The organism is Rickettsia rickettsii (assembly GCF_001951015.1).
In the GTDB taxonomy this organism is placed as follows: Bacteria; Pseudomonadota; Alphaproteobacteria; order Rickettsiales; family Rickettsiaceae; genus Rickettsia; species Rickettsia rickettsii.
In genome coordinates, this window is record NZ_CP018914.1 from 185,863 (window position 1) to 210,507 (window position 24,645).

Consider the following 24,645-nt stretch of genomic DNA (forward strand, 5'->3'; position numbering starts at 1 on the left):
TCAAAAAGAGCTAGGAGTGCACAAGGCGAGGAGCGGAGCGTATACTTAATACGTGAGCACCGCAGAACTTGTAGAACGACAACGCCAATTTTTGAAATTCACCGAGTATATACGAGTAATTTTTAAGGAAAAGTATTTATGAGCGTAGTAAATTTTTACGGACAATTAAGTAATACTCAACAATTTGATCAGATAAGGATTAATATAGCAAGTCCCGATCAGGTACGTTCGTGGTCTTTCGGTGAAGTAACAAAACCTGAAACAATTAACTATCGAACTTTTAAACCTGAGAAAGATGGTTTATTTTGTGCAAGAATTTTTGGTCCGGTAAAAGATTATGAATGTCTCTGCGGTAAATATAAGCGGATGAAAAACCGTGGCATTACGTGTGAGAAATGCGGCGTTGAAGTTACGGTTTCTAGAGTAAGACGTGAAAGAATGGGGCATATTGAACTTGCAGCTCCCGTTGCTCATATTTGGTTTTTAAAGTCGCTACCTTCAAGAATTAGTACACTTCTTGATATGACAATGCGAGATGTAGAAAAGATTCTTTATTTTGAAAATTATGTAGTAGTTGACCCAGGGCTATCGATTTTACAAAAAGGCGAACTCTTAACAGAGGAAGAATTACAGAAAGCAAAAGATAAGTACGGTGAAGATGCATTTACTGCCTCTATAGGTGCAGAAGTAATACAACAAATGCTTAAAGAGCTTGATTTTTCAAAGTTAAAGCAAGAGTTATACGAGGAATTACAAACCACTTCTTCAGAAGTCAAAAAGAAAAAATTAGTAAAGCGTTTAAAATTAGTAGAGAATTTTTTAGAGTCAGAAAACAAGCCGGAATGGATGATTATGGATGTTTTACCGGTTATTCCTCCTGAAATTAGACCGCTTGTTATGCTTGATGGCGGAAGATTTGCTACTTCAGACTTAAATGAACTTTATAGAAGAGTAATTAATAGAAATAATCGTTTAAAGAAATTAATAGAGTCAAAAGCTCCTGATATAATAGTCAGAAATGAAAAAAGAATGTTACAAGAAGCGGTGGATGCGTTATTTGATAACGGTCGTCGCGGTAGAGCAGCGAAAAATGCTAATAAGCGTCCATTTAAGTCATTAAGTGATATGCTTAAAGGTAAGCAGGGACGTTTCCGTCAGAACTTGCTAGGTAAGAGGGTTGATTACTCAGGACGTTCGGTTATCGTGGTAGGACCTGAGCTTAAACTTCACCAGTGCGGTTTACCTAAAAAAATGGCTCTGGAGTTATTTAAGCCGTTTATTTATTCTAAGCTTGAGTTGTACGGCATCGCTACAACTATTAAAGCCGCTAAAAGAATGGTGGAAGCTGAAAAATCCGAAGTGTGGGACGTGCTTGAAGAGGTAATTAGAGAGCATCCGGTTTTACTGAATAGGGCTCCGACGTTACATAGGCTTGGTATTCAAGCATTTGAACCGCTATTAATTGAAGGTAAAGCGATCCAGCTTCATCCGCTTGTGTGTGCTGCGTTCAATGCGGATTTTGATGGTGATCAGATGGCAGTACATATCCCGTTATCGATTGAAGCACAGCTTGAAGCTAGGGTATTTATGATGTCTACAAATAATATCTTAAGCCCCGCAAACGGTCGTCCTATTATTGTACCGGATAAAGATATAGTGCTTGGTTTATATTATCTAACCCTTGCATTTGATAATGAAGTAGGCGCAGGGATGATGTTCTCAGATTTAGCTGAGATGGAACATGCTTTATATAATAAATTTATAACTATTCATACAAAGATAAAATATCGCAGAAATCAGTTAAATGCCGAAGGTAAAATGGTCCCTGTTATCATTGATACTACTTACGGTAGGTTAATGGTCGGTGAGTTATTGCCTTCTAACCCTAATATAGAATTCAAGTTTATTAATAAACAACTAACTAAAAAAGACATATCATTAGTTATAGATTTAGTTTATCGTCACTGCGGTCAAAAAGCTACGGTAATTTTTGCCGATCAGCTAATGAAACTAGGTTTTAAATATGCTTGTTCTTCAGGTATTTCTTTTGGAATGGACGATATGGTAGTACCGGAATCTAAGAGTACTCATATCAACAAAACTCAGCTTGAAATAAAAGAATTTGAACAACAATATTCAAACGGTTTAATTACTTACGGAGAGAAATATAATAAAGTAGTCGATGCTTGGTCAAGATGTACCGATAGAGTAGCAAACGACATGATGAAAGAGATTGCTACGCTGCCGGTTAATGATGCTCCAAATCATCAGAAAATAAATGCTATATATATGATGGCTATTTCCGGAGCAAGAGGTTCTTTCCAGCAAATTAAGCAGCTAGGCGGTATGCGAGGTTTAATGACCAAATCAAACGGTCAAATTATACAAACTCCTATTATCTCTAACTTTAAGGAAGGATTAACTGAATTTGAGTGTTTTAATTCTGCTAACGGAATGCGTAAAGGGCAAATAGATACGGCTTTAAAAACAGCAAGCTCAGGTTACTTAACAAGAAAATTAGTAGATGTTGCACAAGATTGTATTATTACTGAAAAAGATTGTGGAACTGATAAAGGAATTGAAGTTAAGAGTGTTATTGAAGGTGGAGAAGTTATAGTACCTTTAGCTGAAAAGATTTTAGGTCGTACTGCTGCTATTGATATATTTCATCCGGTAACTAATGATCTAATTCTCAATAAAGGCGAGCTTATTAATGAAGCAAAGTTAGAGCAGATTGAGTCGGCAGGACTCGACAGGATTATGATTAAATCCGTATTAACCTGTGAAAGTACTACCGGTATATGTAGCATATGTTACGGTAGGGATCTTGCTACCGGTACATTAGTATCAGAGGGTGAAGCAATTGGGGTTATTGCTGCTCAATCTATAGGTGAACCGGGTACGCAGCTTACAATGAGAACTTTCCATATCGGAGGAGCGGCAACAAAAGGTGCTGAGGTTTCTTCCGTAGACGCTTCCTATGACGCAAAAGTGAAAATTATAAGTCGTAACGTTGTGATTAATTCTGAAGAACGCAAAATTGTTATGAGCCGAAATTGTGAATTATTATTGCTTGATAATCACGGTAATGAAAAGGCTCGTCATAAAATTCCATACGGTGCTAGATTACTTGTTGATGATGGTGATATGGTGATTAAAACTCAAAAACTAGCAGAATGGGATCCTTATACTATACCGATTATCACGGAGAAGTCAGGTAAAGTTTTATTCAAAGATATGGTTGAGGGTATTTCTATTCGTGACGTAACTGACGAAGCTACCGGAATACCGAGTAAAGTTATTATTGAATCAAAGCAATATTCACGCGGTGCAGAATTACGTCCGCGTATACAGCTTTTAGATGCTAAAGGTGAAGTTATCACCTTATCAAACGGTTTAGAAGCTAGATATTACTTGCCGGTTGGAGCAGTTTTAAGCGTAGAAGACGGAGTACAAATATCGGTAGGTGATATCATTGCACGTATACCGAAAGAATCAACCACTACTAAAGATATTACCGGTGGTTTACCAAGAGTTGCCGAGCTTGTAGAAGCAAGACGCCCTAAAGATCATGCAGTTATTGCCGAAATTGACGGTAGAGTAGAATTCGGTAAAGACTATAAATCTAAAAGACGTATTATTATACATCCGATTGATGAAACAATGTCTATTGAATATATGGTACCAAAAGGCAAGCATGTTGTAGTTAACGAAGGTGACTTTGTTAAAAAAGGTGATTTATTGATTGATGGTAATCCGGTACTTCAAGATATTTTAAAAGTAATGGGCGTAGAGGTTCTTGCAAATTATATTGTTAATGAGGTTCAAGCCGTTTATCGTCTACAAGGTGTAAAGATTGATGATAAGCACATAGAAGTTATTATTCGTCAGATGTTACAAAAAGTAGAGGTTACGGATTCAGGTGGAACTACGTTATTAGCAGGTGAAAAAATAGATAGACATGAATTTGATGAGATAAATGAAAAAGCTATAAAAAATGGTTTAAAACCTGCTGAAGCACAATTAATATTACAAGGTATTACTAAAGCTTCTCTGCAAACTAGATCGTTTATCTCCGCGGCATCATTCCAAGAGACTACTAGAGTTTTAACTGAAGCAGCTATTGCTGGTAAAGTAGATAAGTTGCGAGGACTAAAAGAAAACGTGATAGTTGGACGATTAGTACCTGCTGGAACCGGTTACTTTATGGATAAAATGCGTAAAGCAGCCGTAAAGCTTGATGAAGAGAATGTATAAATATACTAAGATAGAACTTGAAAAATTGGCTGTGTCGTCTTTGTAAGTCGTAGGATGCTGAACGTTTAATATACGCTCCGCTACTCGATTTACAGACCCTTTGCTCTTTTCCAAGTTGATCTTCGTATGTACCGATAGTTTATAAAAAACCCGTCATTGCAAGCCAACATTTATGCTGGCGTGGCAATCTCATGAAATAATAACAAACTCCCCTGAGCTGGCTTCGTCAATTACTTTGTAATGTCCTTGCAATGACGAGGTGGTATCTACGCAACGATGCCTTCCTAGCTGGAGGGAATCCAGAAAAATAACCTTACTACGCATTATTGACAAAAAAAGCCTATAAAAACCCAAGTTTTTTATAGGCTTTATCTTATTGCCCACTTGCAGAAATGACGCTTTAATAACAAGCAATCGGTGCTGTTAAATGCTCGTAGGTTTGACCTAAATCAGATACTGGTTGTTCAAAGGTATACGTATTATTGTTATCATAATTACCGTATAATTGTGATCTTGCTAAAGAATCATCATATTGGAAGTTTTCAAGTGTTTCTTGATTTTTAGATATCTGAATTTCTGCTAAACAATGTTCAACATAAGTTTTCAGTACTTCTTGACGAATTGAATCATGTAAAGCTTTTAACATGAGTAAGTTTACTAATGGGTTAATACTATTATTTGCATTAGTAGTAGCCGTAGCTTCTTCGTGTTTTTGATCAATAGATATCTTTCCAAACTTCTTCACTTCTAGAGGTAATTTAGATGTCGATCCGGTACTCGCATCCTCACGTATGTCTATATACGCTGCGGTGCTGCGTTCCGTATCGCTTTTAAATTCCTCTCTTTTACAGTCCTCTCTATAAGTTGGTTTAGAAAGATTTCTAACAGGCAATTCAGAAATTAAAGACTCTTCATTGCTTACTTCTACCTTCTCTGTTTCAAGATTTGCTGATTCAGCATTGACTTTTTCTTCAAAATTTATCTCTGGGAAAAGTGCTGTCACATCCGTTATTTCAAGTTTTCCTCCTTTTTTACCTACTTCATAAGCTTTAGCAATAATGTGTTTATAAATAACGTCAATTAATGCTAGTTTTGTTTGTATTTCATCAGAATAGTTAATTCCTCCTTCATTCCAAAACTTTACTATTCTAGACAAAGCAGGAATATATTTACTGGCCTTTGCTAAAAATTTTTGTATAAATGTAGGTTCAATAATAGGGGTTAATGTAGGATTTTCTTCATATTTTCTAAATACATACTCGACAATTTTAGGTATATTTTGATTTGGTTCTACTTCGTCAGGTAAGCCGTGTAATATTTTTTTTGCTGTTGCTTGACCCATCTTCTCATGCAAAATATTAACCCCGATCCATGTCCATGACGGATTAGCCGTAAAACAAAGCTTTGCTATATAAAATGCTAGCGATATAGGTAGAGATAATAACTTTAAATAGTTAAGGCAATTATATCGTATTGGATGAGGAGTGAGACTATAAATCTTACCCATATTTTGGTTTAACTCACATGATGCTTTAATCATTGTATACTTCTGCTTAATTAAATGAGAAGTGATGTCATATACTGGCATATTATTACTTAAATTTAACTAATTCGTCAGTAAGATATAAAAAACGTTAACATGTGTCAAATGCTATTTAATGAGATTTTGTTTTAAATCAATTATAATACTTGCAAAGTTTTATCAAGATAAATAAAATGACCTAAAGTCAAAAATAATATAAGGAGTAAATATGCTTAACGTAAATTTTGTGAATGAAGCATCATCTACTAATCAAGGTCTAGTAGTTTTTATTGATGAACAGTTAAAGCTTGATAGTAATTTAATAGGACTTGATCAACAACATCATGGATTAATTTCTAAAACTATTCAGAATAAACTGCAATTTACCGGTAAATATGGACAGATCAAGGTTATTCCGTCCGTCATTAAATCAGGTGAGGTTAGATATTTGATAATAGCAGGTCTTGGGAATGAAGAAAAATTAACTGAAGCAAAAATTGAAGAGTTAGGAGGCAAAATCTTACAGCATGCAACCAGTTGTAAAATTTCTACTATTGGCTTAAAAATTACAAATAGAATTAGCAGGTTTACATCTCAAACATTTGCATCTTTAGTTGCTAGCGGTGCGTTTCTTGCTTCTTACAGATTTGATAAATATAGAACTACCTTAAAAGAAGCAGAGAAGTTCGCAGTAGAGTCAATTGAAATTTTTACTGATAATAGCACTGAAACGGCAAAATTATTTGAAATCAAAAAATTAATTGCTGAAGCAGTATTTTTTACAAGAGATATAAGTAATGAACCGTCAAATATTAAAACTCCTCAAGTTTATGCCGAAAGAATAGTTGATAGACTTGAACCGCTAGGGGTAGATGTTGATGTTATCGGTGAACGTGAGATGAAAAACCTTGGTATGGGAGCATTACTTGGTGTGGGGCAAGGTTCACAAAACGAGTCAAAGTTAGTGGTGATGGAATATAAAGGTGGCAGTAAGGATGTTCCAACTATTGCTTTGGTCGGTAAAGGAGTGATTTTTGATACAGGCGGCATTTCATTAAAACCGTCAAGTGATATGCACTTAATGCGATACGATATGGGAGGTTCTGCAGCAGTTGTGGGTACCATAATTGCGGTTGCTGGTCAAAAATTACCTGTAAATATAGTCGGTGTTGTAGGGCTTGTCGAAAATATGCTGTCCGGTAATGCACAGCGTCCAGGGGATGTAGTAACTACCATGTCAGGGCAAACTGCCGAAGTTTTAAATACCGATGCAGAAGGGCGTTTAGTACTTGCTGATGCTGTTTGGTATGCACAAGAAAAATTTAAGCCTAAATGCGTGATTGATGTTGCAACTCTAACAGGAGCAATAACCATAGCACTTGGTAATACATATGCTGGTTGTTTTTCCAATAATGATGAGTTAGCTGATAAGTTAATAAAAGTAGGGGAAGAAGTTAATGAAAAACTTTGGAGAATGCCGCTGCATGATGAGTACGATGCAATGATTCACTCCGACATAGCCGATATGGCAAATATCGCGAACGTACCGAGAGCTGCCGGAAGCTGCATAGCTGCACATTTCATTAAACGTTTCATTAAAGATGGAGTAGATTGGGCTCATTTAGATATAGCAGGCGTTGCAAATAGTAATAAAGCTTCAGCGCTCGGTCCTAAGGGGGCAGTAGGATACGGCGTGAGATTACTAGAGAAATTTATCAAAGAATATACTTAAATGCTATTCTTGCGTTGCATTGCCTGCATGGATACCGAGTCGTCATTGCGAGCAGCCCTAGGCTGCGTGGCAATCTCGTCAAATATTCTGAGATTGCTTCGTCAATTACTTACGTCATTTTCTTGCAATGATGGAAAAAACTATCCACATGTGTAATACTGAGCTAAGAATGACATTAAACTTCGTCTATTTACTATTCGTTTATTCTGAATATAATTATGAACACAATAAATAAACCTTATATATTTGTTATAGGTAATGAGAAAGGCGGAGCAGGTAAAACTACCTGTTCTATGCATCTAATAATCGCTCTGCTTTATCAAAATTATTCGGTAGTAAGTATAGATACCGATTCACGTCAAAGTTCGTTAACGAATTATTTAAAAAATCGAGATTTATATAATAAACACAATCCTGATAAACCTGTATTAGTACCGAAACATTTTCATATATCGGAAAGCAAAGTAGAAGAGCAAGCAAAGAGTTTTGAGCCGATACTCAAAAATAATCAGGATGTCGATTATATAGTGATTGATACCCCAGGCAGTCATACTCCTTTATCAAGGGTTGTTCATTCTTACGCCGATACAATTATTACACCGATTAATGATAGCTTTCTAGATTTAGACGTAATAGCAAAAGTCGATAGCAAGGATGAAATTATTAGCCCATCAATATATAGTCAAATGATTTGGGAGCAGAAAATGGAACGTGCTAGTCGTGATAGAATTAGTATAGATTGGGTAATACTTCGTAATCGTTTAAGTAATCTTGATGCATTAAATAAAAGACGCGTAGGAAATGTATTAGCTAAACTTGCTAAAAGAATTAACTTTAAACTCGCAGAAGGATTTAGTGAACGTGTAATATATAGGGAGTTATTTTTACAAGGTCTAACATTACTTGATCTAAAAACTGCAAAATATGATAAAGCATTTAATAGCTCACACGTGCTTGCACGTCAAGAATTACGAAACTTTTTAGACTTTCTAGGTATTAAGGCTGCGTTCAAAGGTTAATTTCTATTAAAGTTTTGCTTGTATAAGAATATATATATAATGTAAATTAATATGTTTTAATTTTATAAGAGAAGAGAAACAAATGCCAAATATTGCTGAAAATATTTCAAAACTACCGAAAGAACAAGAAAAAGTTAATAAGCTTGTTGATCAATATAAAAATTTAACTCCGGAAGAACAAAAAATTGTTGATAGAAAACTTAAGTCACATTTTACAAAAGAAGAGCTAGAACAAGATGAGCTTAAATCAAGAATGAATAGGATACGTAGTAATTTGTCTAAGCAAGACCAAGAAAAACTACAAGCAGGTAATAATTCTATAGGTGAAATAGCAAAAGATGTATTATCGTTAGTTAAAGGAATAATAAATCTAGTCGAAAATGTTGCAGAGATAATTAAAAATCCTAAGAAAGCAATATATGAATGGATTAAAGGTGAGTTAAGTCAAGTAAAACCTCAACAACAAAATTATCAGCAACGCCAATCAAAGCCAAAAGCTGCTGCAATATCAAGATAAAACTTTAGCAAGATAAATTTTTAGTTTTTATTTGCGAAAATTTGTGATTTTATGTATATAATGGGGCAATCGTATAATAAAAAAATAAAAATGCATAAATACAGAACTCATAATTGTAACGAATTACAAATATCCGATGTAGAAACAGAAGTTAAGCTATCCGGTTGGGTACATAGAAGAAGAGATCACGGGAATCTAGTTTTTATAGATTTACGTGATCATTACGGTATAACTCAAATCGTGTTTACCGATCAAAACCCTCAGCTTATGGAGGATGCAAGTCGTTTGCGTTATGAGTCGGTAATTACGGTAAGGGGTACAGTTGTAGCAAGATCAGAGGACACGATTAATAATACGCTTCCGACAGGTCATGTTGAAGTGCTAGCTGTGGAATTTAGTGTTGAGTCAGCTGCGGACACTCTCCCTTTTGTTATTAATACTGAAAAAGACGCTCCCGAAGAATCTAGGCTTAAACATCGCTTTTTAGATCTTAGACGTGAGAAATTACATAATAATATAATACTCCGCTCACAAATTATTTCTCATCTTCGTCATTTGATGACGGCAAGAGGTTTTACCGAATTTCAAACTCCGATTTTAACAGCAAGCTCACCTGAGGGGGCTAGGGATTTTTTAGTACCTAGTAGAATGCACCCGGGTAAGTTCTATGCATTACCGCAAGCACCTCAGCAATTCAAGCAGTTATTGATGGTATCAGGCTTTGATCGTTATTTCCAAATTGCTCCTTGTTTTCGGGATGAAGATGCAAGAGCCGATAGATCACCCGGCGAGTTTTATCAGCTAGATGTAGAAATGTCGTTTGTTACACAGGAAGACGTATTTAGTACTATTGAGCCTGTGATGTATGATTTATTCACTAAATTCACGGATAAGAAAGTATCAGAGACTCCTTTCGTTTGTATTCCATATAATGAATCTATGCTAAAATACGGCTCTGATAAGCCTGATTTGCGTAACCCTATTATAATTGCCGATGTAACTGAGATATTTAGAGATTCCAATTTTACAATCTTTAGAGAGAATATTAAAAAAGGTAGCATAGTTCGTGCAATTCCTGCACCTAAGGCAGCTGCACTGCCTCGTAGTTTCTTCGATAAAATGATAGAGTTTGCGATATCAGAAGGAGCAGGTGGACTTGGCTATATTCAGTTTAGTGAAACCGGTGAAGCAAAGGGACCGGTAGTAAAATTCTTAAGCCCGCAGCAATTAGAGAGTCTAAAAGCTACAGCTAGTGTTAGTAACGGTGATGCTGTATTTTTCGCTAGCGATAAGAAAGAGAAAGCTGCTAAGCTTGCCGGTAAGGTTAGAATGAGACTTGGTGAAGAGCTTGATTTACTTGAAAAAGATTGTTTTAAATTCTGCTGGATTACCGATTTTCCATTCTATGAGTTAAATGAAGAAACAGGAAAAATTGATTTTAGCCATAATCCGTTTTCTATGCCGCAGGGCGGAATAGATGCTTTAGAGCAAGCTAAAACCACTGAAGAGTTATTAGAACTTACCGCATACCAATATGATATTGTTTGTAACGGTATTGAACTGTCCAGCGGTGCTATTAGAAACCATAAGCCGGAAATTATGTATAAAGCATTTTCCATAGCAGGTTATAGTGAAGAGGAAGTTGATAAGAGATTTGGAGGGATGATTAGAGCATTTAAGTTTGGAGCGCCACCACATGGTGGAATAGCCCCCGGTATTGACCGAATCGTTATGCTGCTTGCGGAAGCAACAAATATAAGGGAAATAATTGCGTTTCCTTTAAACCAGCAGGCTGAAGATTTATTAATGAACGCCCCAAGCTATGTAGAGGATAAAGCTCTAAAAGAGCTAAGTATTATGCTCTCACCGTCTGCTAGAAAAAATGCAGAAAAAGAATAAGAATTTATAGCTGTTGTATGTTATGATGTCATACCGCAACTTGGCCTATAGTATGTCATTTCTAGCTAAAAGCGGAAATCCAGTACTTTTCGCTGTCATACCGTGGCTTGACCACAGTATCGAGAAAAAAATTTAAACAAGACTAGATCCTGCTATCAAGTCGCAGGATGAGATTAATAATTACTGGTTTTCCGCGTTTTAGCTAGAAATGACATTAGGACTATGCAACGACTCTGTGACTTGCTCGCAATGACGTTTAAGGCATACACTCAACAATGCTTATCTTTGTTGATGTCTTTCCTTCCTAGCTTGTAATTGAGAGAATGCGATTTCTTTTACCGTTTCTACTCTTTTTGTTTGGAGTCTTTCTTGCTTCTTCTGTTGTAGTACATTACCAATTTTTATACTTTCTGCTATAAGTTTTTCTGTATTATGAATTTTATTTAAATTCTCAGGAGAAATTTGTTTCATAAAATAATTTGAGATACTAGGTAAACCTCTCTTTTCACAAAAAATTCCTACCTTGTAATATATAGTATCTTTATAATTTAACTTGAAAGATTTAGCATTTAATAAGTTGGTCGTGTTTTCGATGTTATCCTGATATTTTAAATTTTTCTTTATACCCTTAATATCTTGCTCGGTAAGATAATTTTCTTTTTTTAGCACTTTCATTATATTGTTGTAGAATTTTGCTACTGCTTTATCGGTTACGTTTTTAGTTGTTGCCTGCTTTGTAAAATCAACAATTAGTGATGCCAATTTTTCGCCTGTAGATTTGTCTTGTATACGCATTGATTTTGCAGGATCAGCAATTTGTACTTCTACTTTATCTGTCTTAACCTCAACTTCTTTTTCTTTCCATTTTCCGTCCAAATCTTTGCTCCATTGTTGTTCCTTGATTGTTTCTTTTTTCAAGCCTATAGCAATTTTAATTTGGTAATTATTTTCATACGCCCACTCTTTAGCATCTTTACATTCAATTGTAATGTTATTATCTATTGCATAGAGTACCGGGTCTTTTACAGGTGAATGAGCGAAAGCCTCTAACCAACCACCATTTTTAAATTCAGGTGAAACATTACTGAATTTTGTTACTATCTCAGCTCCTTTGGCCACTTCTTGCATATTAACAAGATTTTCTTTTATACTGCTTTTATAGTGTTTTCTCAAATCATCAAAATTTTGAATATTAGTGGATAACATAATATTTTTTGGATCAAACCCAGCTTTTTTTAATTCATCAATTTTTTGATCAACTATTGCTTCCATCTGTTTCTCATCAAATTGACTTATCATTTGATTTAATGATGCGCTATATTTATCGATACTAAATGAGAAATTACCTGCTTTAATAGCAGCACTGTAGCCAACACCAGGATGTGTAAACATTGCAGCTGTTGATTGAATTATACTGCTAAAATTCTTATGAAATGCTAAAAAAGAGCGACCATGATCAATTTTGGTTATTGTTTTACCATCCTGTACCATTAAATTACCAGCATGATAATCTACTTCCCCCAGCATATGACAAGCAGCTATGGCTTTTTCAAATCCTTCCAACTTTTTTAAATTTTGATCATTAGCTCTGACTCTAGTTTCACCTGATAAACCGGAAAATTCTGTTAGTGTTACAGCATTATCAAAAAATTTAGAACGTACATAAAGTGAATCAGGGTGTTTTTCATCCGCTGTTACCAGCCCTTCTTTTGGTGCGCGATCATGTAATAAAAATTGATACATGGTAGAGCCTATTAATTCTTGTACTCCGTCTCTTCGGTCAGCCATAGCCTGTTTTTGTGCATTATTATCGGGTATTTTTTGGCATGCAGCATGAGTTTTATAAAAATGTTTTAAAATAAAAGTATTACCGGCGTTATCTTTAGCAACATAACCGGCCGATACGCCTGCTGCCTTTTGTCCTTTCTCCTCAAACTCAGCTTGCTGTGCCACCCTCTTATCACGTAGCATAGCATCAATTACTTTTTTAGGGTCATTAGGATTTCTTATTTCTTCAAGTTTTCTGTAATCTGCGTTATATCGGCTATCATCTAATCCAACCTGTCGTTCAATTGCCTCTATCATAACTAAGTGTTCTAAAAGAGGTGTATCGATTATTTCTCTTAATTTCTTGTTTTTATCTCCTGGAAACGAGTTTTTTATTATTGTTGTAACTTTAGCTAAATCCTTAGTGTTTAAATCGGCTAGGGCCATATAGCTAATATATAGGCTTTCAGCAGTAGGAGATTGGTCATTAGAAAGGTCAATAACAGATTCGGCAATGCCTTTGCAGGTTCTAGATATTTTGGCATTCAATTCTGTATCGTTAGTTTTCAGGGCTTTAAAAAGTTGCTCTTGTAATAATAATTCTTGTTGAGTTTTCTCTTTAGACATAAAAATAACCTGTTTAATATTAACTAATAGTGAAAGAGTGTTGTTGTGTGGGTCAAAATCCTCATCATTGTGAGGAAACCATGTAGCAATTGACGAAGCAACCCAGTAAACATTTTGATTTACAGAATTTTTTTATTATTTTTTCTGGATTGCCGAGTTCGATGCGACCGTTTGCAATGATGATTCGGTATCCACGGAACAATGCCACGTGGAATGACATTGAATAAGTTTTCGAAGCCGTGCGACAAAGCCCCTGCTTTTGCAGGGATATGACATCCAAGTCTTTTTAAAAACTATTCAGTACTATAGATTTGATCGTGATATAACAATGAAAAAACCGAAGCAATGAAATAAAATCATGACTTTGCAAGAATGATACCAATTAATCTCTTCTATTGCCTAAAAATCTCATTAAATATAGGAAAAGATTTATAAAATCTAAATATAAAGTAAAGGCTGCCATAATAGAAAGCTTTTGTCCTACTTCATCGTTTCCTGCCATGTAATACATAGACTTAATCTTTTGAGTATCCCAAGCAATTAATCCCATAAATATTACTATTCCAATAAGAGAGGTAGCAAAAGAAAGAGCCGAGCTTTTTAGAAACAAGTTGACTAATGAAGCAATGATAAGACCTATAAGACCCATTGCAAAAAATGAACCCATAGATGTTAAATCTCTACTTGTACTATAACCGTATAAACTCATTGCTCCAAAAACGGAAGAGCAAATAAAGAAAGTACGAGCTATTGATGCACCGGTATAAATAAGAGCTAAATATGCAAGCGACATACCGGTTAAACCGGCATAAACCCAAAATAATATTTGTGCCGTTTGCAGGTTCATTTGTCCAAAGCCCATAAAGAAATATAAAGCAATACCGAGCGGAGCAAACATTATAATAGTACCGAAACCTGTTTGAAACATTAAATTATAAATAGGCTCAACTGATATAGTCGTTACGGCTGCTACACCGGTTAGTAAAAGTGCTAAAGCCATATAATTATATACTTTAAGCATGTATTGTCTTAAGCCTTCGTCAAAAGTTTTATTTTTTGAGGCGGCAGTTAAAGTTTTTGTATAATCGATCATAAGTAACCTTAGGATTATGTTATTTACATAATAAAATATAGCCTCTTAAAGGTATTTTTTCAAGCTATATTAATTATATTTTATAAATATCTTGCATTGAATATAAAGCAGAAGGTTTATCTTGTAGCCAAATAGCGGCTTTAATTGCACCAATAGAAAAAGAATTTTTATTCAGAGCTTCGTGTTTTAAGGTGATTATTTCATCGTCACCTAGGAAAGATATTTCATGTATACCGTGAACATTTCCACCACGAAGCGAGGAAATACCTATTTCTTTTTCGCTTCTTAGTCTATTACCACGATTAAATGTTATATTTAATCCTTTTTTGCTGGCAATTGTTTCAGCAAGCATAACAGCAGTTCCTGAGGGTGAATCTTTTTTATTACGGTGATGCGTTTCTAGAATTTCAACATCGTAATCATCTAGTATTTTTGTTACTTCTTTAGCTAGATAGCTAAGCAAATTAGCTCCTATACTCATATTTGCAGAATATAAAACAGGTAAAGTTTGAGCGGCTTTTTCTAAAAGCTTAAAATGTTGAGGTTGGAGACCTGTGGTTCCGATTACTAATTTTGTATTATGTTTTAATGCATAATTAATTAATTTTTCTAATATTTCAGGGGTAGAAAAATCGATGATCACATCAGAATTTTTACAAAAATTATCTAAATCATCTAAATTATTAGTACTATTAAATTTTGCTGCAATTTTGCAATCTTTAAATTTATCTATTCTCTCTAGAATGGTTTCTCCCATTTTACCGGTAGAACCACTAAGACCGATATTTAACATATTGGCAATGTATACTCCTAATAAGTGAACAGTAAGTAGACGAAGTTTAATTTGGACAAGAGCAAGGCGTCTAAAGTCCTTGGATCGCAGTGTATACTTAATATAGTTTGAACCGCAGATCTTATTATACGACGCCAATTTTTCAAATTAAACTAGGTTCTGTGAATATTTCTTGGCTATTTTGAGGTGTTTTTTAGCGAAAATTAATAAGATTTTTGCTGGAATAGTTACTTATATTTCAAAAAATCTTATAATTTGCAGCAAAAAATAACCAAAATTAAATCTTTGTATACGATTTATGAAAATATAATAGAGGCTTTAAATCATTTTTAATAGCGGTATTTATTACTTCACCGATAAATATAACATGATCACCGGCATCGTAAGAAGCATATTTATTACACTCTATATGATAAGTTGCACCGTTTATTAAAGGGCAAGCAGTTTTATTACCAAGCTCATAATCAATTTTTGTAAATTTATTAGATTGTGATTTAGCAAAATGTTTTGAGATATCAATTTGATTCTCTGCTAAAATACTAATTGCAAACTTATCACTTTTTTGAAAACTGTTTATACTAAAAGAGTTTTTATTAAGGCAAAATAATATTAACGGCGGTTTTAAAGATACGGAAGTAAGAGAACTAGCAGTAAAGCCAAAAAGTTCGTTATTGCAATTTGTTGTTATAATAGTCACTCCCTTAGGGAATCGGCTCATAGCATCTTTAAATTGACTTTCTGTTACTGTCCCAGCCATTTTTTCATAATTTTGTTAATGGTTCCGTCTTTTTTTAATGAATCGATTGCCTCATTAATTTCATTAATTAGTCCTGAGTTTTTAGACATGCCTATAGCAAAATCGGATGAAAATTCTTCTAAAGTACTGCTTTCTAAATTTGAATTATTTTCTTTTAATTTTTTGCCTTGAAATTCCTCAGAAATAATAGCATCTATGACTCTGGCTTTTAATTCTTCAACCAACATTAAATGATTTGCTAAAGAATGAACTTTAATATTTATCGTCTGTGATAGATCGTGTGCCTTTTTTTCTAAAACACTACCGAGCTGTACCCCTACTATTTTATTTTCTAGATCTTTGCTGTTTTGTATATTATCACCTGTTCTATATATTATGGCAAATCTTGCAGTAGCATAATTATCAGAAAAGCTGATATATTCAGCACGCTCCGGTGTTACGGAAAGCTCCGCCACCGCAACATCAATATTTTCACTAACCAAAGCTGCAAGTAAACCGTTAAAGTCGAAGTTTTTTATGATAACTTTTTTATTTAGACGTTCGCTTATTGCTTTGATAATATCAATATCAATCCCAACAATCTCTCCGTCTTGGATAAATTCATAAGGAGGATTATCTGCAGCAGTACCGACTATTAAAGTTTTTTCCGTTTCTTTTTTTTCACAAGAAACTAGTAAGCAAGATAGTAAAAATATTTTCAGAAATTTCATAAAAATAATGTTTTAAGTTTGAGTATGTTCTGTGTCATCCTACGAGGCATTGCCCTTGTTGTACGGATATCAAATCGTCATTGCGAGGAAAATTACGTAGTAATTGACGAAGCAATCTCAGGATATTTGGCGAGATTGCCATGTAGCCTACGGCTTGCTCGCAATGACGATGAAACCGCGCCATGCAACAAGGTCTATGGCTGCTCGCAATGACAGGAAAATCTATCCACTCGGGCAATATCTTCAAAGGAATAGCATCAAGAACTCAATTTCTCCTTTAAAAGCTGATTCACAAGCGTCGGATTAGCCTTACCGTCGGTTTTTTTCATTACCTGCCCTACAAAGAAACCGAATAATTTATCCTTACCACTTCTATAACCCTCTACTGATTCAGGATTTTCAGCTATTACCTCGTCAATTACCGTGTTTAGCACGTTATTATCCGAAACTTGTACAAGTCCTTTTTCTTCTATTATTTTATCAGGTGCTTTACCGGTTTCAAACATAATTTCAAAAACGGTTTTTGCAATTTTACCGGAAATAGTATCATTTTCTATTAATTTTACCAGTTTTGCAAAGTTACTAGGGGTAATTTTGCATTCATTTATTCCTATCGATGCTTTATTTAATTGGCCAAATAATTCACTAGTTAGCCAATTAGTAAGCATTTTAGGGTTACATTCATTTGCTGCTTTCTCAAAATACTCAGCAACCGATTCATCGGCTACTATTACTTCGGCATCATATTTACTTAAGCTAAATTCCTTCGTATATTTTTCAATCTTTTGATCAGGTAGCTCAGGTAAATTTGCTTTTAGCTCATTTATTAACTCATCAGAAATAACAAGCGGTAATAAATCGGGATCAGGAAAATATCTATAATCAAGTGCTTCTTCTTTTAAACGCATAGTTCTTGTTTCGCCGCTATCGGCATTAAATAGGCGTGTTTCTTGAATTATTTCTTCACCGCTTTCAAGCAAGTCAACTTGTCTTTTAGCTTCAAATTCTATTGCTTTAATGATGTTACGAATTGAATTAATATTTTTAATTTCGCATCTTGTGCCGAGCGGTTCGCCGCTACGTCTTACTGAAATATTAGCATCGCAACGCATCGAGCCTTTTTCCATATCACCGTCACAGCTGCCAATATAACGTAACAAATTTCTTAGCTTTTTTACAAATTCAGCTGCTTCTTCCGGTGATGATATATCAGGTTCGGTCACAATTTCCATAAGTCCAATACCGGCACGATTCAAATCGATAAAGCTGTAATGTGGTGATTGATCATGCATAGATTTACCCGCATCTTGCTCTAAATGCAAACGGTTAATACGAATAGTTTTAAGATCGCCGGTACTAGTTGGTATTTCCATAGTGCCGTTTTGTACTATAGGATAGTAAAATTGCGAAATTTGGTAACCTTGCGGCAGATCGGCATAAAAATAATTTTTACGGTCAAATACCGAATATTTATTTATTTTAGCTTTAAGCCCAAGCCCTGTTTTAATTGCTTGGTGTACACAATGCTTATTTAATACCGGTAACATCCCGGGCATTGCTGCATCGACATAGGAAACCTGCGAATTTGGATTTGCTGCAAAAATAGTACTACTTCCTGAAAAAAGCTTAGATTTTGAGGAAATTTGAGCATGGATTTCAAGTCCTATTACATATTCCCATTTCCCCGTATTACCTTCAATATATGCCATAATTAAAAACCCTTTGGTTCAAATTTAATATGTTTTACACCTGACTCAATTGTCGATGCTACTTTCAAAACAGTATATTCGTCTAATTGTTTACCTATAATCTGTATCCCAAGAGGTAAACCGCGTGCCGATAATCCAGCAGGAACCGATGCACAAGGTAAACCGGCTAAACTTGCAGGAATAGTAAATAAATCGTTTAAATACATAATAGTCGGATCATTTTGTTTTTCACCAATCTTAAAAGCTGCAGTCGGGGAAGTCGGTAATAAAATGGCATCAACTTTTGCAAAAGCATTATTAAAATCGTTTGCAACTAAACGACGTACTTTTTGAGCTTTTAGATAATATGCATCCATACCACTAGATGATAGCACATATGTTCCAATCATAATACGACGTTTTACTTCCTCGCCAAATCCGGTTGATCTAGTCATTTCATACATTTCGTCAAGCGTCATATTTTCACGTTCTACTCGAAGACCGTATCTAACGCCGTCATATCTAGATAAATTTGAAGAAGCTTCAGCCGGTGCTATTACGTAATAAACAGCAACACCGTATTTAGCATGCGGCAAAGTAATATCAACTATTTCAGCACCGGCGTTTTTAAGTAGTTCTATGGTATCCTGCCACATTTTCATAATATCAGGTTCAATAATACTGCCCTCACCAAGGCTAAGAGGTACGCCCATCTTCATATTTTTCATAGAACTTCCGATAGCGGATTGTAGTTCTGGAACTTCTGCTTTAATCGAAGTAGAATCTTTTTCGTCAAACCCCATCATTGCTTCAAGCATAATGCTACTGTCTAAAACGCTTCTAGTAAATATTCCTGCTTGATCAAGGGAGCTAGCAAACGATATCATTCCGTATCTTGAGCAACGACCATATGTCGGTTTAAAACCGACTAAACCCGTAAAGCTTGCAGGTTGACGTACCGAGCCGCCCGTATCGCTACCAAGAGCAGCAGATGCCATAAATCCGCTAACTGCTGCAGCTGAACCGCCTGAAGAACCGCCTGGAACTAAATCAGCATTATCATCATTTGCTTTCCAAGGGCTAATTACATTTCCAAAACAACTAGTTATATTTGCGGAACCCATAGCAAACTCATCCATATTGGTTTTGCCGAGCATCACACCGCCCTTATCAAAAATATTTTGTGTAACACTTGATTCATAATTAGGTATAAAATTTTTCAGTATATTAGAACATGCCGTAGTTCTAATTCCTTTTGTGCAGAAAAGATCTTTAGCGGCAAACGGGATACCCTCAAGGGTTCTTGCGTTATTTTGAGCATAATTTTGATCGGCTGCTTCAGCCTGTTTTAAAGCTAAGTCAAAAGTTTCGGTAACATAAGCATTTAGGTTTCTATGCTTCTCTATTTGTTTAATATGTGCACCTATTAATTCCGCACTTGTAAAATCTTTATTTTTTAGACCTTTTATACTGTCTGCTACTGTTAGTTTGTTTAGTTCCGTCATAATTATTCAACAACCTTTGGAGTGATAAAATATTTTACTTCTTTAGCCAGCTGAGTACTATTTCCACTTACATTATCAAATAACTCACTTGATAAATCAGAACTTGTAACGGCGTCCTCTCGCATTCTAGCATTCATATTACAAACCGAAGTTAAAGGCTCTATATCTTTGCAATCTATTTCATTTAAAATATCGATCATATCCATAATAGTACTAAGCTGAGTAAAAAATTTTTCTACAGTATCTTCTTCAAATTTTAATCTAGCTAATTTTGCTATTTTCTGTGCTGCTTCTTTTGTTATCATAGTTTTATTACTTTGAGTGGTATAGTCTGATGTTATTCCTGTGAAGGCTTGCCTGTTTGTAATGGTATTTCTGTCGTCCTACGACTTGTGAGCTAGATCCTGGATACAGCCTGTGATACAAGGTTCTATAGCCGATTTTATTGCATGACTCCTTTATTTTATTAAGGCAAAAAAGCTAATTAGTTATTTTTTCTAAAATTATCTTATTATCAAAACCACCATTAACTTTCTTTTTTTGTTTTTTAATTTTTAATATATCTTTTAGTTTATAGCCATTAATATTACAGATTGTTTCAAGTATTTCTAATATATCGGCAACTTCTCCATATACTCATCTTGTAAAATTTCCTCTACTTCTTCTAGTAGTTTATTTTTTAATAATTCTTTATACTCACATGATTCAGCAATATGAGTAACTGGTATCCTGCCTGATTTTAAGGTAATTTCTGGAATTAAATCTCTAACTAATTTTGTCATTTTATTTTGTCAGTATAGATTCAATTTATGTCATTCTCGCTTAGCATTGTTGCATGGATCGATTTTTCTGGATTGCCACGTCGCTTTTCTCCTCGCAAGGTATTGTTGCGTGGATCAATTCCACTGCTGTCATCCCGCGACTTGATTGCGGGATCCAGTTAAAAATAAAATTATTAGTATTTTTTATTGTTTTTATAGACCCTGTGGTCAAGCCACGGGGTGACACAGTGGATTTTACCGGTCCACGCAACAATGCATCCTCGCAATGAGGATTTAGTATCCACGCAACAAATCTAAAGTAGGAATGACATAGAAAATCAAACAGTCATTATTTCTTGTTCTTTTTGTTTTATTACCGAGTCAACTTTACTACTATAATCATCGGTTAGCTTTTGTACTTGTTCAGATAAGCTATGATGCTCATCTTTTGCGATAACGTTATCCTTTTCTAGCTTTTTAAGTACTTCATTGCCGTCTCTTCTAATATTACGTAATGAAATTTTAGTATCTTCACCGTATTTATGAGCAAGTTTTACCAGTTCTGTACGTCTTTCTTCAGTTAAAGCCGGTATCGGCAGTCTGATTAATTGACCGTCCGTTGCAGGAGTTAAGCCAAGATTTGCTATCGTAATTCCTTTCTCTACCGATGATACCATAGATTTATCCCAAACCTGCACGTTAATTGTTCGTGCATCAGGGGTGGATAGAGAAGCAACTTGTGAAAGCGGCATTTTACTCCCGTAAGCTTCCACGGTTACGCTATCAAGTAAATTCACTGAAGCTCTACTGGTACGTAGCCCTTTAAGCTCATGATCTAAAACTTTTAGAGCTTTCTCCATCTTTTCTTGTAAGTTTTTCTTTAAATGCTCTTTATCCATCTTTATTTATCCATATATTATTAGTACACGAATTGAGACATTGTTATATGTATTAGGCAATGGCCCCGATGTAATTCCCGCGTAGATTGGTTTTTCCGTCATTGCAAGGAAAAACTATAAGTTTTGACGAAGCAATCTAGTAAAAAATTCTGATCTACAGAATTTTTTATTATTCTTTCTAGATTGTAACGCAGCCTACGGCTGCTCGCAATGACGATTTAGTCTCTACGCAACAACACCTATGCGGGAATGATATAAAAATCATACAACAATTCACACTACATATTATTCCTCAATTGCCGTATATTCTCCTTTATCTTGTATTACTCTAGCAAAATTTCCCTGTTCTTTTATCGAAAATACCCTTATAGGTAATTTATTTTCTCTTGCAACTGCAATAGCTGCCGTATCCATGACTTGCAGGTTATTAGTTATAACATCTTTATAGCTAATAGTGAAATATTTTTTAGCATCCGGATTTTTTTTAGGGTCGGAATCATATACACCGTCAACCTGAGTTGCTTTTAATAAAATATCGCAATTCATTTCGATTGCACGAAGTACTGCGGCACTATCGGTTGTACAAAACGGGTTACCCGTACCGCCGGCAAAAATTACTACACGCTTTTTTTCCATATGTCTTTTAGCTTTGCGGCGAATATAAGGTTCGCACACGCTCATCATAGGAATAGCCGATAGAACTCTTGTATAGATATTGAGGCTTTCCATAACGTTTTGTAAAGTTAAAGCATTAATCACTGTTGCAAGCATACCTATATAATCCGCTGAAGCTCGGTCCATACCGACAAGTGCTGCATTAATCCCGCGGTAAATATTTCCACCGCCGACTACAATAGCAACTTCTACTCCTAAAGCGATAACTTCTTTAATATCGATGGCAATCTTTTTTATTATGTCATATTCATGCCCAAATTGCTTATCTCCCATTAAAGCTTCCCCTGACACTTTAAGTAAAACTTTTTTATACTTTAGAGCTTTATACTTTAGAGCATTTATATCTGATATCATTTTCTGCTTCAAGTTGTTTTTAATATCTGCTTAATTTTTTTAATCATTATACCTCTTTGTAGGTCGGTAATCGATGATTTATTGAGTGCATGCACTAATAACATATTATTATTTATATCAAGTGTTACTGTACCTGGAGTTAGAGTAATCGAATTACCATAAATTATTTCGCCTATTTCTTCTAGCCCTTCTGCGTCAACCCATTCAAAAACTGGTTCTATTCCTATCTTTCTTTGCCAAATTATTTTAATAACCGCGAAAGTCGATTTCCATATTTCTAATAATAACCAAGGAAAATATAATATAAATTTAATTTTAGTGAGCATTAACATTTTCGGTTAATTTGATATTTGAAGTAAAAGGTATTAGTAGCATTATAAATACAAATAACAGCCCTATCATATTAAATATATTATTTATTGCAATTACAAAAGCATCATGATTTAATTTGTTTGCTAATAACAAATATGATGCTTTTTCGGGATTTAAAACTTTTCCGCTTAATAATTCAGTATAAGAATCTAGTTGTTCTAATGCCATTATAGAAGTAGACGAGATATTTTCCGATAAATATTGCATAAAGGTTTTAGTATCATTAGTAAGTATAGTACTGATTATTGCAAGCCCTACCGCTCCTCCTAAATTACGAGTAAGATTATAAAGCCCGCTAGCGTTACCTACTCTTTCTTTCGGCATATTGCCAAGAGCTATATTATTAGTTGGTATAAAACAAAACATTAATGAAAGCCCTCTAACAAATTGAGGAAGCACAAATGCAGCAAATTTAGAATCAGGCGTTAGAAAACTATTCAAATGACATCCAAGAGCAAACCCTCCAAGCCCTATAATAAGCATCAGGCGTAAATCTACCCCTAACCCTAACATTCTACCGGCGAGTGGTGCAGATAAAAATTGTGCTCCGCCCGTCACCATCATAGTAGCCCCGATTTGTAATGTATCATATCCGGCAATAGTAAAGAGAAATAGCGGTAATATATATACTGCCCCGTATAATCCGATACCCATAACGAACGAATAAAGGCAACCAAAAGTAAAGTCTTTATAAAGAAATGTTTTTAAGTCTAAAATTGGATTAATAAAGGTTAGTTCTCTAATGATTAATAAAATAAAACCTAAAACTACTGTAATACTTAAGAATAATATTAAATTATCCTCAAGCCAATCTTTTTTGTTTCCTTCTTCTAACACATACTGTAATAAGCCAAGCGTTAAAGCCATTAATAATATACCGAGAAAATCAAAATTTTTCAGTAATTTATAATTTGGTTTATCAAAATCCCCATATAAAAAAACTACCGTGCATACGAAAATACCGGGTATGACGTTTAATAAAAACATAAAATGCCATGATAAAATCTCCGTAATATATCCACCGAGTGTAGGTCCTAAAGTAGGGGCAACAGTTACGACAAGTCCAATTAAGATAGTAACGATAGGACGTTGCGATGCAGGAAAAAGTATAAAAACGGTACTAAAGACCGTCGGTATCATAGCACCACCAAAAAAGCCTTGTAATGCTCTAAAGATAATCATGGATTCAATATTAGTTGCAAGCGAACATAATACGCTCATAACCGTAAACCCTAAAGCTGCAATAAAATAAGAAATTCTAGTAGTAAGTAACCTTGCTAAAAAGCCGGTAATAGGAATAATGATAACTTCAGCTATTAAGTACGATGTTTGAACCCAAGAAAGTTCATCGTTTGAAGCGGCAAGACCGGCAGCTATTACGGATAATGAGCTAGCGACAATTTGAACATCAAGTACCGACATAAACATGCCGACAACCATACCAAAAAAAGCAAATAATTGCTTTTTAGAAAGAGCAGGCGGTTGTAAATTATCATTTGACATAATTAAATTATACAGTTTAAATTAAATAAAGTTAATAAGTGACATATATGTTTAAAATAAAAAATCATCGTACGACTTTTAATTTTTAATTAAACTATTTATTAGGATATAAGTAAACAAGACATAATATATGGTAATCATTTTATTTATATTTAGCAAATAATAAATATGTGATTGATTTATTAAAAATATTTA

General features: G+C 34.7%; 19 protein-coding genes. 5 read left to right on the plus strand and 14 right to left on the minus strand.

Annotated elements, in window-relative coordinates:
- Positions 1-138: 138 nt before the first annotated feature.
- Positions 139-4,257 carry a DNA-directed RNA polymerase subunit beta' gene (rpoC, locus tag BTU51_RS01050; protein ID WP_012150398.1) on the plus strand — a complete coding sequence of 1,373 codons (4,119 nt, stop codon included), beginning with the start codon at positions 139-141 and terminating at the stop codon, positions 4,255-4,257.
- A 400-nt stretch (positions 4,258-4,657) separates the two neighbouring features.
- On the opposite strand, the gene BTU51_RS01065 is transcribed toward rpoC, so the two are convergent.
- On the minus strand, positions 4,658-5,845 hold the full coding sequence (locus tag BTU51_RS01065; protein ID WP_012262225.1) for a palindromic element RPE1 domain-containing protein: 1,188 nt from the start codon (positions 5,843-5,845) through the stop codon (positions 4,658-4,660).
- Between the two features lie 163 nt (positions 5,846-6,008).
- On the opposite strand from BTU51_RS01065, the gene BTU51_RS01070 reads away from it, so the two are divergent.
- From BTU51_RS01070 to aspS, 4 genes are all read left to right on the plus strand, one after another.
- On the plus strand, positions 6,009-7,511 hold the full coding sequence (locus tag BTU51_RS01070) for a leucyl aminopeptidase (protein ID WP_012150400.1): 1,503 nt from the start codon (positions 6,009-6,011) through the stop codon (positions 7,509-7,511).
- Positions 7,512-7,729: 218 nt separating this feature from the next.
- A complete protein-coding gene (locus tag BTU51_RS01075; RefSeq protein WP_012150401.1) occupies positions 7,730-8,530 on the plus strand; it encodes a division plane positioning ATPase MipZ in 801 nt (266 codons plus the stop codon).
- Between the two features lie 82 nt (positions 8,531-8,612).
- Positions 8,613-9,047, plus strand: a complete 435-nt coding sequence (locus BTU51_RS01080; RefSeq protein WP_012262226.1) for a hypothetical protein — start codon at positions 8,613-8,615, stop codon at positions 9,045-9,047.
- Positions 9,048-9,137: 90 nt separating this feature from the next.
- Positions 9,138-10,946, plus strand: coding sequence for an aspartate--tRNA ligase (aspS, locus tag BTU51_RS01085; protein ID WP_014362454.1), 1,809 nt, complete (start codon positions 9,138-9,140; stop codon positions 10,944-10,946).
- Between the two features lie 279 nt (positions 10,947-11,225).
- Here the strand turns inward: aspS and risK1 are convergent, their stop codons facing one another.
- The 13 genes from risK1 to BTU51_RS01150 form a co-directional block, all read right to left on the minus strand.
- Positions 11,226-13,340 carry a T4SS effector phosphatidylinositol 3-Kinase RisK1 gene (gene risK1, locus BTU51_RS01095; protein ID WP_012150404.1) on the minus strand — a complete coding sequence of 705 codons (2,115 nt, stop codon included), beginning with the start codon at positions 13,338-13,340 and terminating at the stop codon, positions 11,226-11,228.
- Positions 13,341-13,722: 382 nt separating this feature from the next.
- Positions 13,723-14,433 (minus strand): Bax inhibitor-1/YccA family protein, encoded by a 711-nt coding sequence (locus BTU51_RS01100; RefSeq protein ID WP_012150405.1) that lies wholly within the window; start codon positions 14,431-14,433, stop codon positions 13,723-13,725.
- Between the two features lie 73 nt (positions 14,434-14,506).
- Entirely contained in the window at positions 14,507-15,226 is a 720-nt protein-coding gene (gene dapB / locus BTU51_RS01105; protein WP_012150406.1) for a 4-hydroxy-tetrahydrodipicolinate reductase, read from the minus strand.
- A 277-nt stretch (positions 15,227-15,503) separates the two neighbouring features.
- Complete coding sequence (locus BTU51_RS01110) at positions 15,504-15,983, minus strand: flavin reductase family protein (protein WP_012150407.1); 480 nt, start codon at positions 15,981-15,983, stop codon at positions 15,504-15,506.
- On the minus strand, positions 15,968-16,693 hold the full coding sequence (locus BTU51_RS01115; protein WP_010976861.1) for an ABC transporter substrate-binding protein: 726 nt from the start codon (positions 16,691-16,693) through the stop codon (positions 15,968-15,970). Before BTU51_RS01115 ends, BTU51_RS01110 begins: the two co-directional genes overlap by 16 nt.
- Positions 16,694-16,950: 257 nt before the next feature.
- Entirely contained in the window at positions 16,951-18,402 is a 1,452-nt protein-coding gene (gene gatB / locus BTU51_RS01120; RefSeq protein WP_012262230.1) for an Asp-tRNA(Asn)/Glu-tRNA(Gln) amidotransferase subunit GatB, read from the minus strand.
- A 2-nt stretch (positions 18,403-18,404) separates the two neighbouring features.
- Positions 18,405-19,886, minus strand: coding sequence for an Asp-tRNA(Asn)/Glu-tRNA(Gln) amidotransferase subunit GatA (gatA, locus tag BTU51_RS01125; RefSeq protein ID WP_012150409.1), 1,482 nt, complete (start codon positions 19,884-19,886; stop codon positions 18,405-18,407).
- 2 nt (positions 19,887-19,888) lie between these two features.
- Entirely contained in the window at positions 19,889-20,191 is a 303-nt protein-coding gene (gene gatC, locus BTU51_RS01130; protein ID WP_012150410.1) for an Asp-tRNA(Asn)/Glu-tRNA(Gln) amidotransferase subunit GatC, read from the minus strand.
- A gap of 303 nt (positions 20,192-20,494) precedes the next feature.
- Positions 20,495-20,668: a nucleoside triphosphate pyrophosphohydrolase family protein gene (locus BTU51_RS08480; protein ID WP_012150411.1), complete on the minus strand. Its 174-nt coding sequence runs from the start codon at positions 20,666-20,668 to the stop codon at positions 20,495-20,497.
- A gap of 317 nt (positions 20,669-20,985) precedes the next feature.
- Complete coding sequence (gene frr / locus BTU51_RS01135; RefSeq protein ID WP_012150412.1) at positions 20,986-21,546, minus strand: ribosome recycling factor; 561 nt, start codon at positions 21,544-21,546, stop codon at positions 20,986-20,988.
- Positions 21,547-21,831: 285 nt separating this feature from the next.
- Positions 21,832-22,575, minus strand: a complete 744-nt coding sequence (pyrH, locus tag BTU51_RS01140) for a UMP kinase (protein WP_012150413.1) — start codon at positions 22,573-22,575, stop codon at positions 21,832-21,834.
- Positions 22,576-22,583: 8 nt separating this feature from the next.
- Positions 22,584-22,907 (minus strand): monovalent cation/H+ antiporter subunit E, encoded by a 324-nt coding sequence (locus tag BTU51_RS01145; RefSeq protein ID WP_012150414.1) that lies wholly within the window; start codon positions 22,905-22,907, stop codon positions 22,584-22,586.
- Positions 22,891-24,450 carry a DHA2 family efflux MFS transporter permease subunit gene (locus tag BTU51_RS01150; RefSeq protein ID WP_012150415.1) on the minus strand — a complete coding sequence of 520 codons (1,560 nt, stop codon included), beginning with the start codon at positions 24,448-24,450 and terminating at the stop codon, positions 22,891-22,893. The genes BTU51_RS01145 and BTU51_RS01150 overlap by 17 nt, the downstream gene beginning before the upstream one ends.
- Between the last annotated feature and the right edge of the window lie 195 nt (positions 24,451-24,645).

Coding starts and splice junctions, on each gene's coding strand:
- dapB (WP_012150406.1), bottom strand. CDS start 15,226: ATGTTAAATATCGGTCTTAGTGGTTCTACCGGTAAAATGGGAGAAACC.
- frr (WP_012150412.1), bottom strand. CDS start 21,546: ATGGATAAAGAGCATTTAAAGAAAAACTTACAAGAAAAGATGGAGAAA.
- BTU51_RS01145 (WP_012150414.1), bottom strand. CDS start 22,907: ATGTTAATGCTCACTAAAATTAAATTTATATTATATTTTCCTTGGTTA.
- gatB (WP_012262230.1), bottom strand. CDS start 18,402: ATGGCATATATTGAAGGTAATACGGGGAAATGGGAATATGTAATAGGA.
- BTU51_RS08480 (WP_012150411.1), bottom strand. CDS start 20,668: ATGACAAAATTAGTTAGAGATTTAATTCCAGAAATTACCTTAAAATCA.
- rpoC (WP_012150398.1), top strand. CDS start 139: ATGAGCGTAGTAAATTTTTACGGACAATTAAGTAATACTCAACAATTT.
- pyrH (WP_012150413.1), bottom strand. CDS start 22,575: ATGATATCAGATATAAATGCTCTAAAGTATAAAGCTCTAAAGTATAAA.
- BTU51_RS01065 (WP_012262225.1), bottom strand. CDS start 5,845: ATGCCAGTATATGACATCACTTCTCATTTAATTAAGCAGAAGTATACA.
- BTU51_RS01115 (WP_010976861.1), bottom strand. CDS start 16,693: ATGAAATTTCTGAAAATATTTTTACTATCTTGCTTACTAGTTTCTTGT.
- risK1 (WP_012150404.1), bottom strand. CDS start 13,340: ATGTCTAAAGAGAAAACTCAACAAGAATTATTATTACAAGAGCAACTT.
- BTU51_RS01110 (WP_012150407.1), bottom strand. CDS start 15,983: ATGGCTGGGACAGTAACAGAAAGTCAATTTAAAGATGCTATGAGCCGA.
- aspS (WP_014362454.1), top strand. CDS start 9,138: ATGCATAAATACAGAACTCATAATTGTAACGAATTACAAATATCCGAT.
- BTU51_RS01150 (WP_012150415.1), bottom strand. CDS start 24,450: ATGTCAAATGATAATTTACAACCGCCTGCTCTTTCTAAAAAGCAATTA.
- gatC (WP_012150410.1), bottom strand. CDS start 20,191: ATGATAACAAAAGAAGCAGCACAGAAAATAGCAAAATTAGCTAGATTA.
- BTU51_RS01080 (WP_012262226.1), top strand. CDS start 8,613: ATGCCAAATATTGCTGAAAATATTTCAAAACTACCGAAAGAACAAGAA.
- gatA (WP_012150409.1), bottom strand. CDS start 19,886: ATGACGGAACTAAACAAACTAACAGTAGCAGACAGTATAAAAGGTCTA.
- BTU51_RS01100 (WP_012150405.1), bottom strand. CDS start 14,433: ATGATCGATTATACAAAAACTTTAACTGCCGCCTCAAAAAATAAAACT.
- BTU51_RS01070 (WP_012150400.1), top strand. CDS start 6,009: ATGCTTAACGTAAATTTTGTGAATGAAGCATCATCTACTAATCAAGGT.
- BTU51_RS01075 (WP_012150401.1), top strand. CDS start 7,730: ATGAACACAATAAATAAACCTTATATATTTGTTATAGGTAATGAGAAA.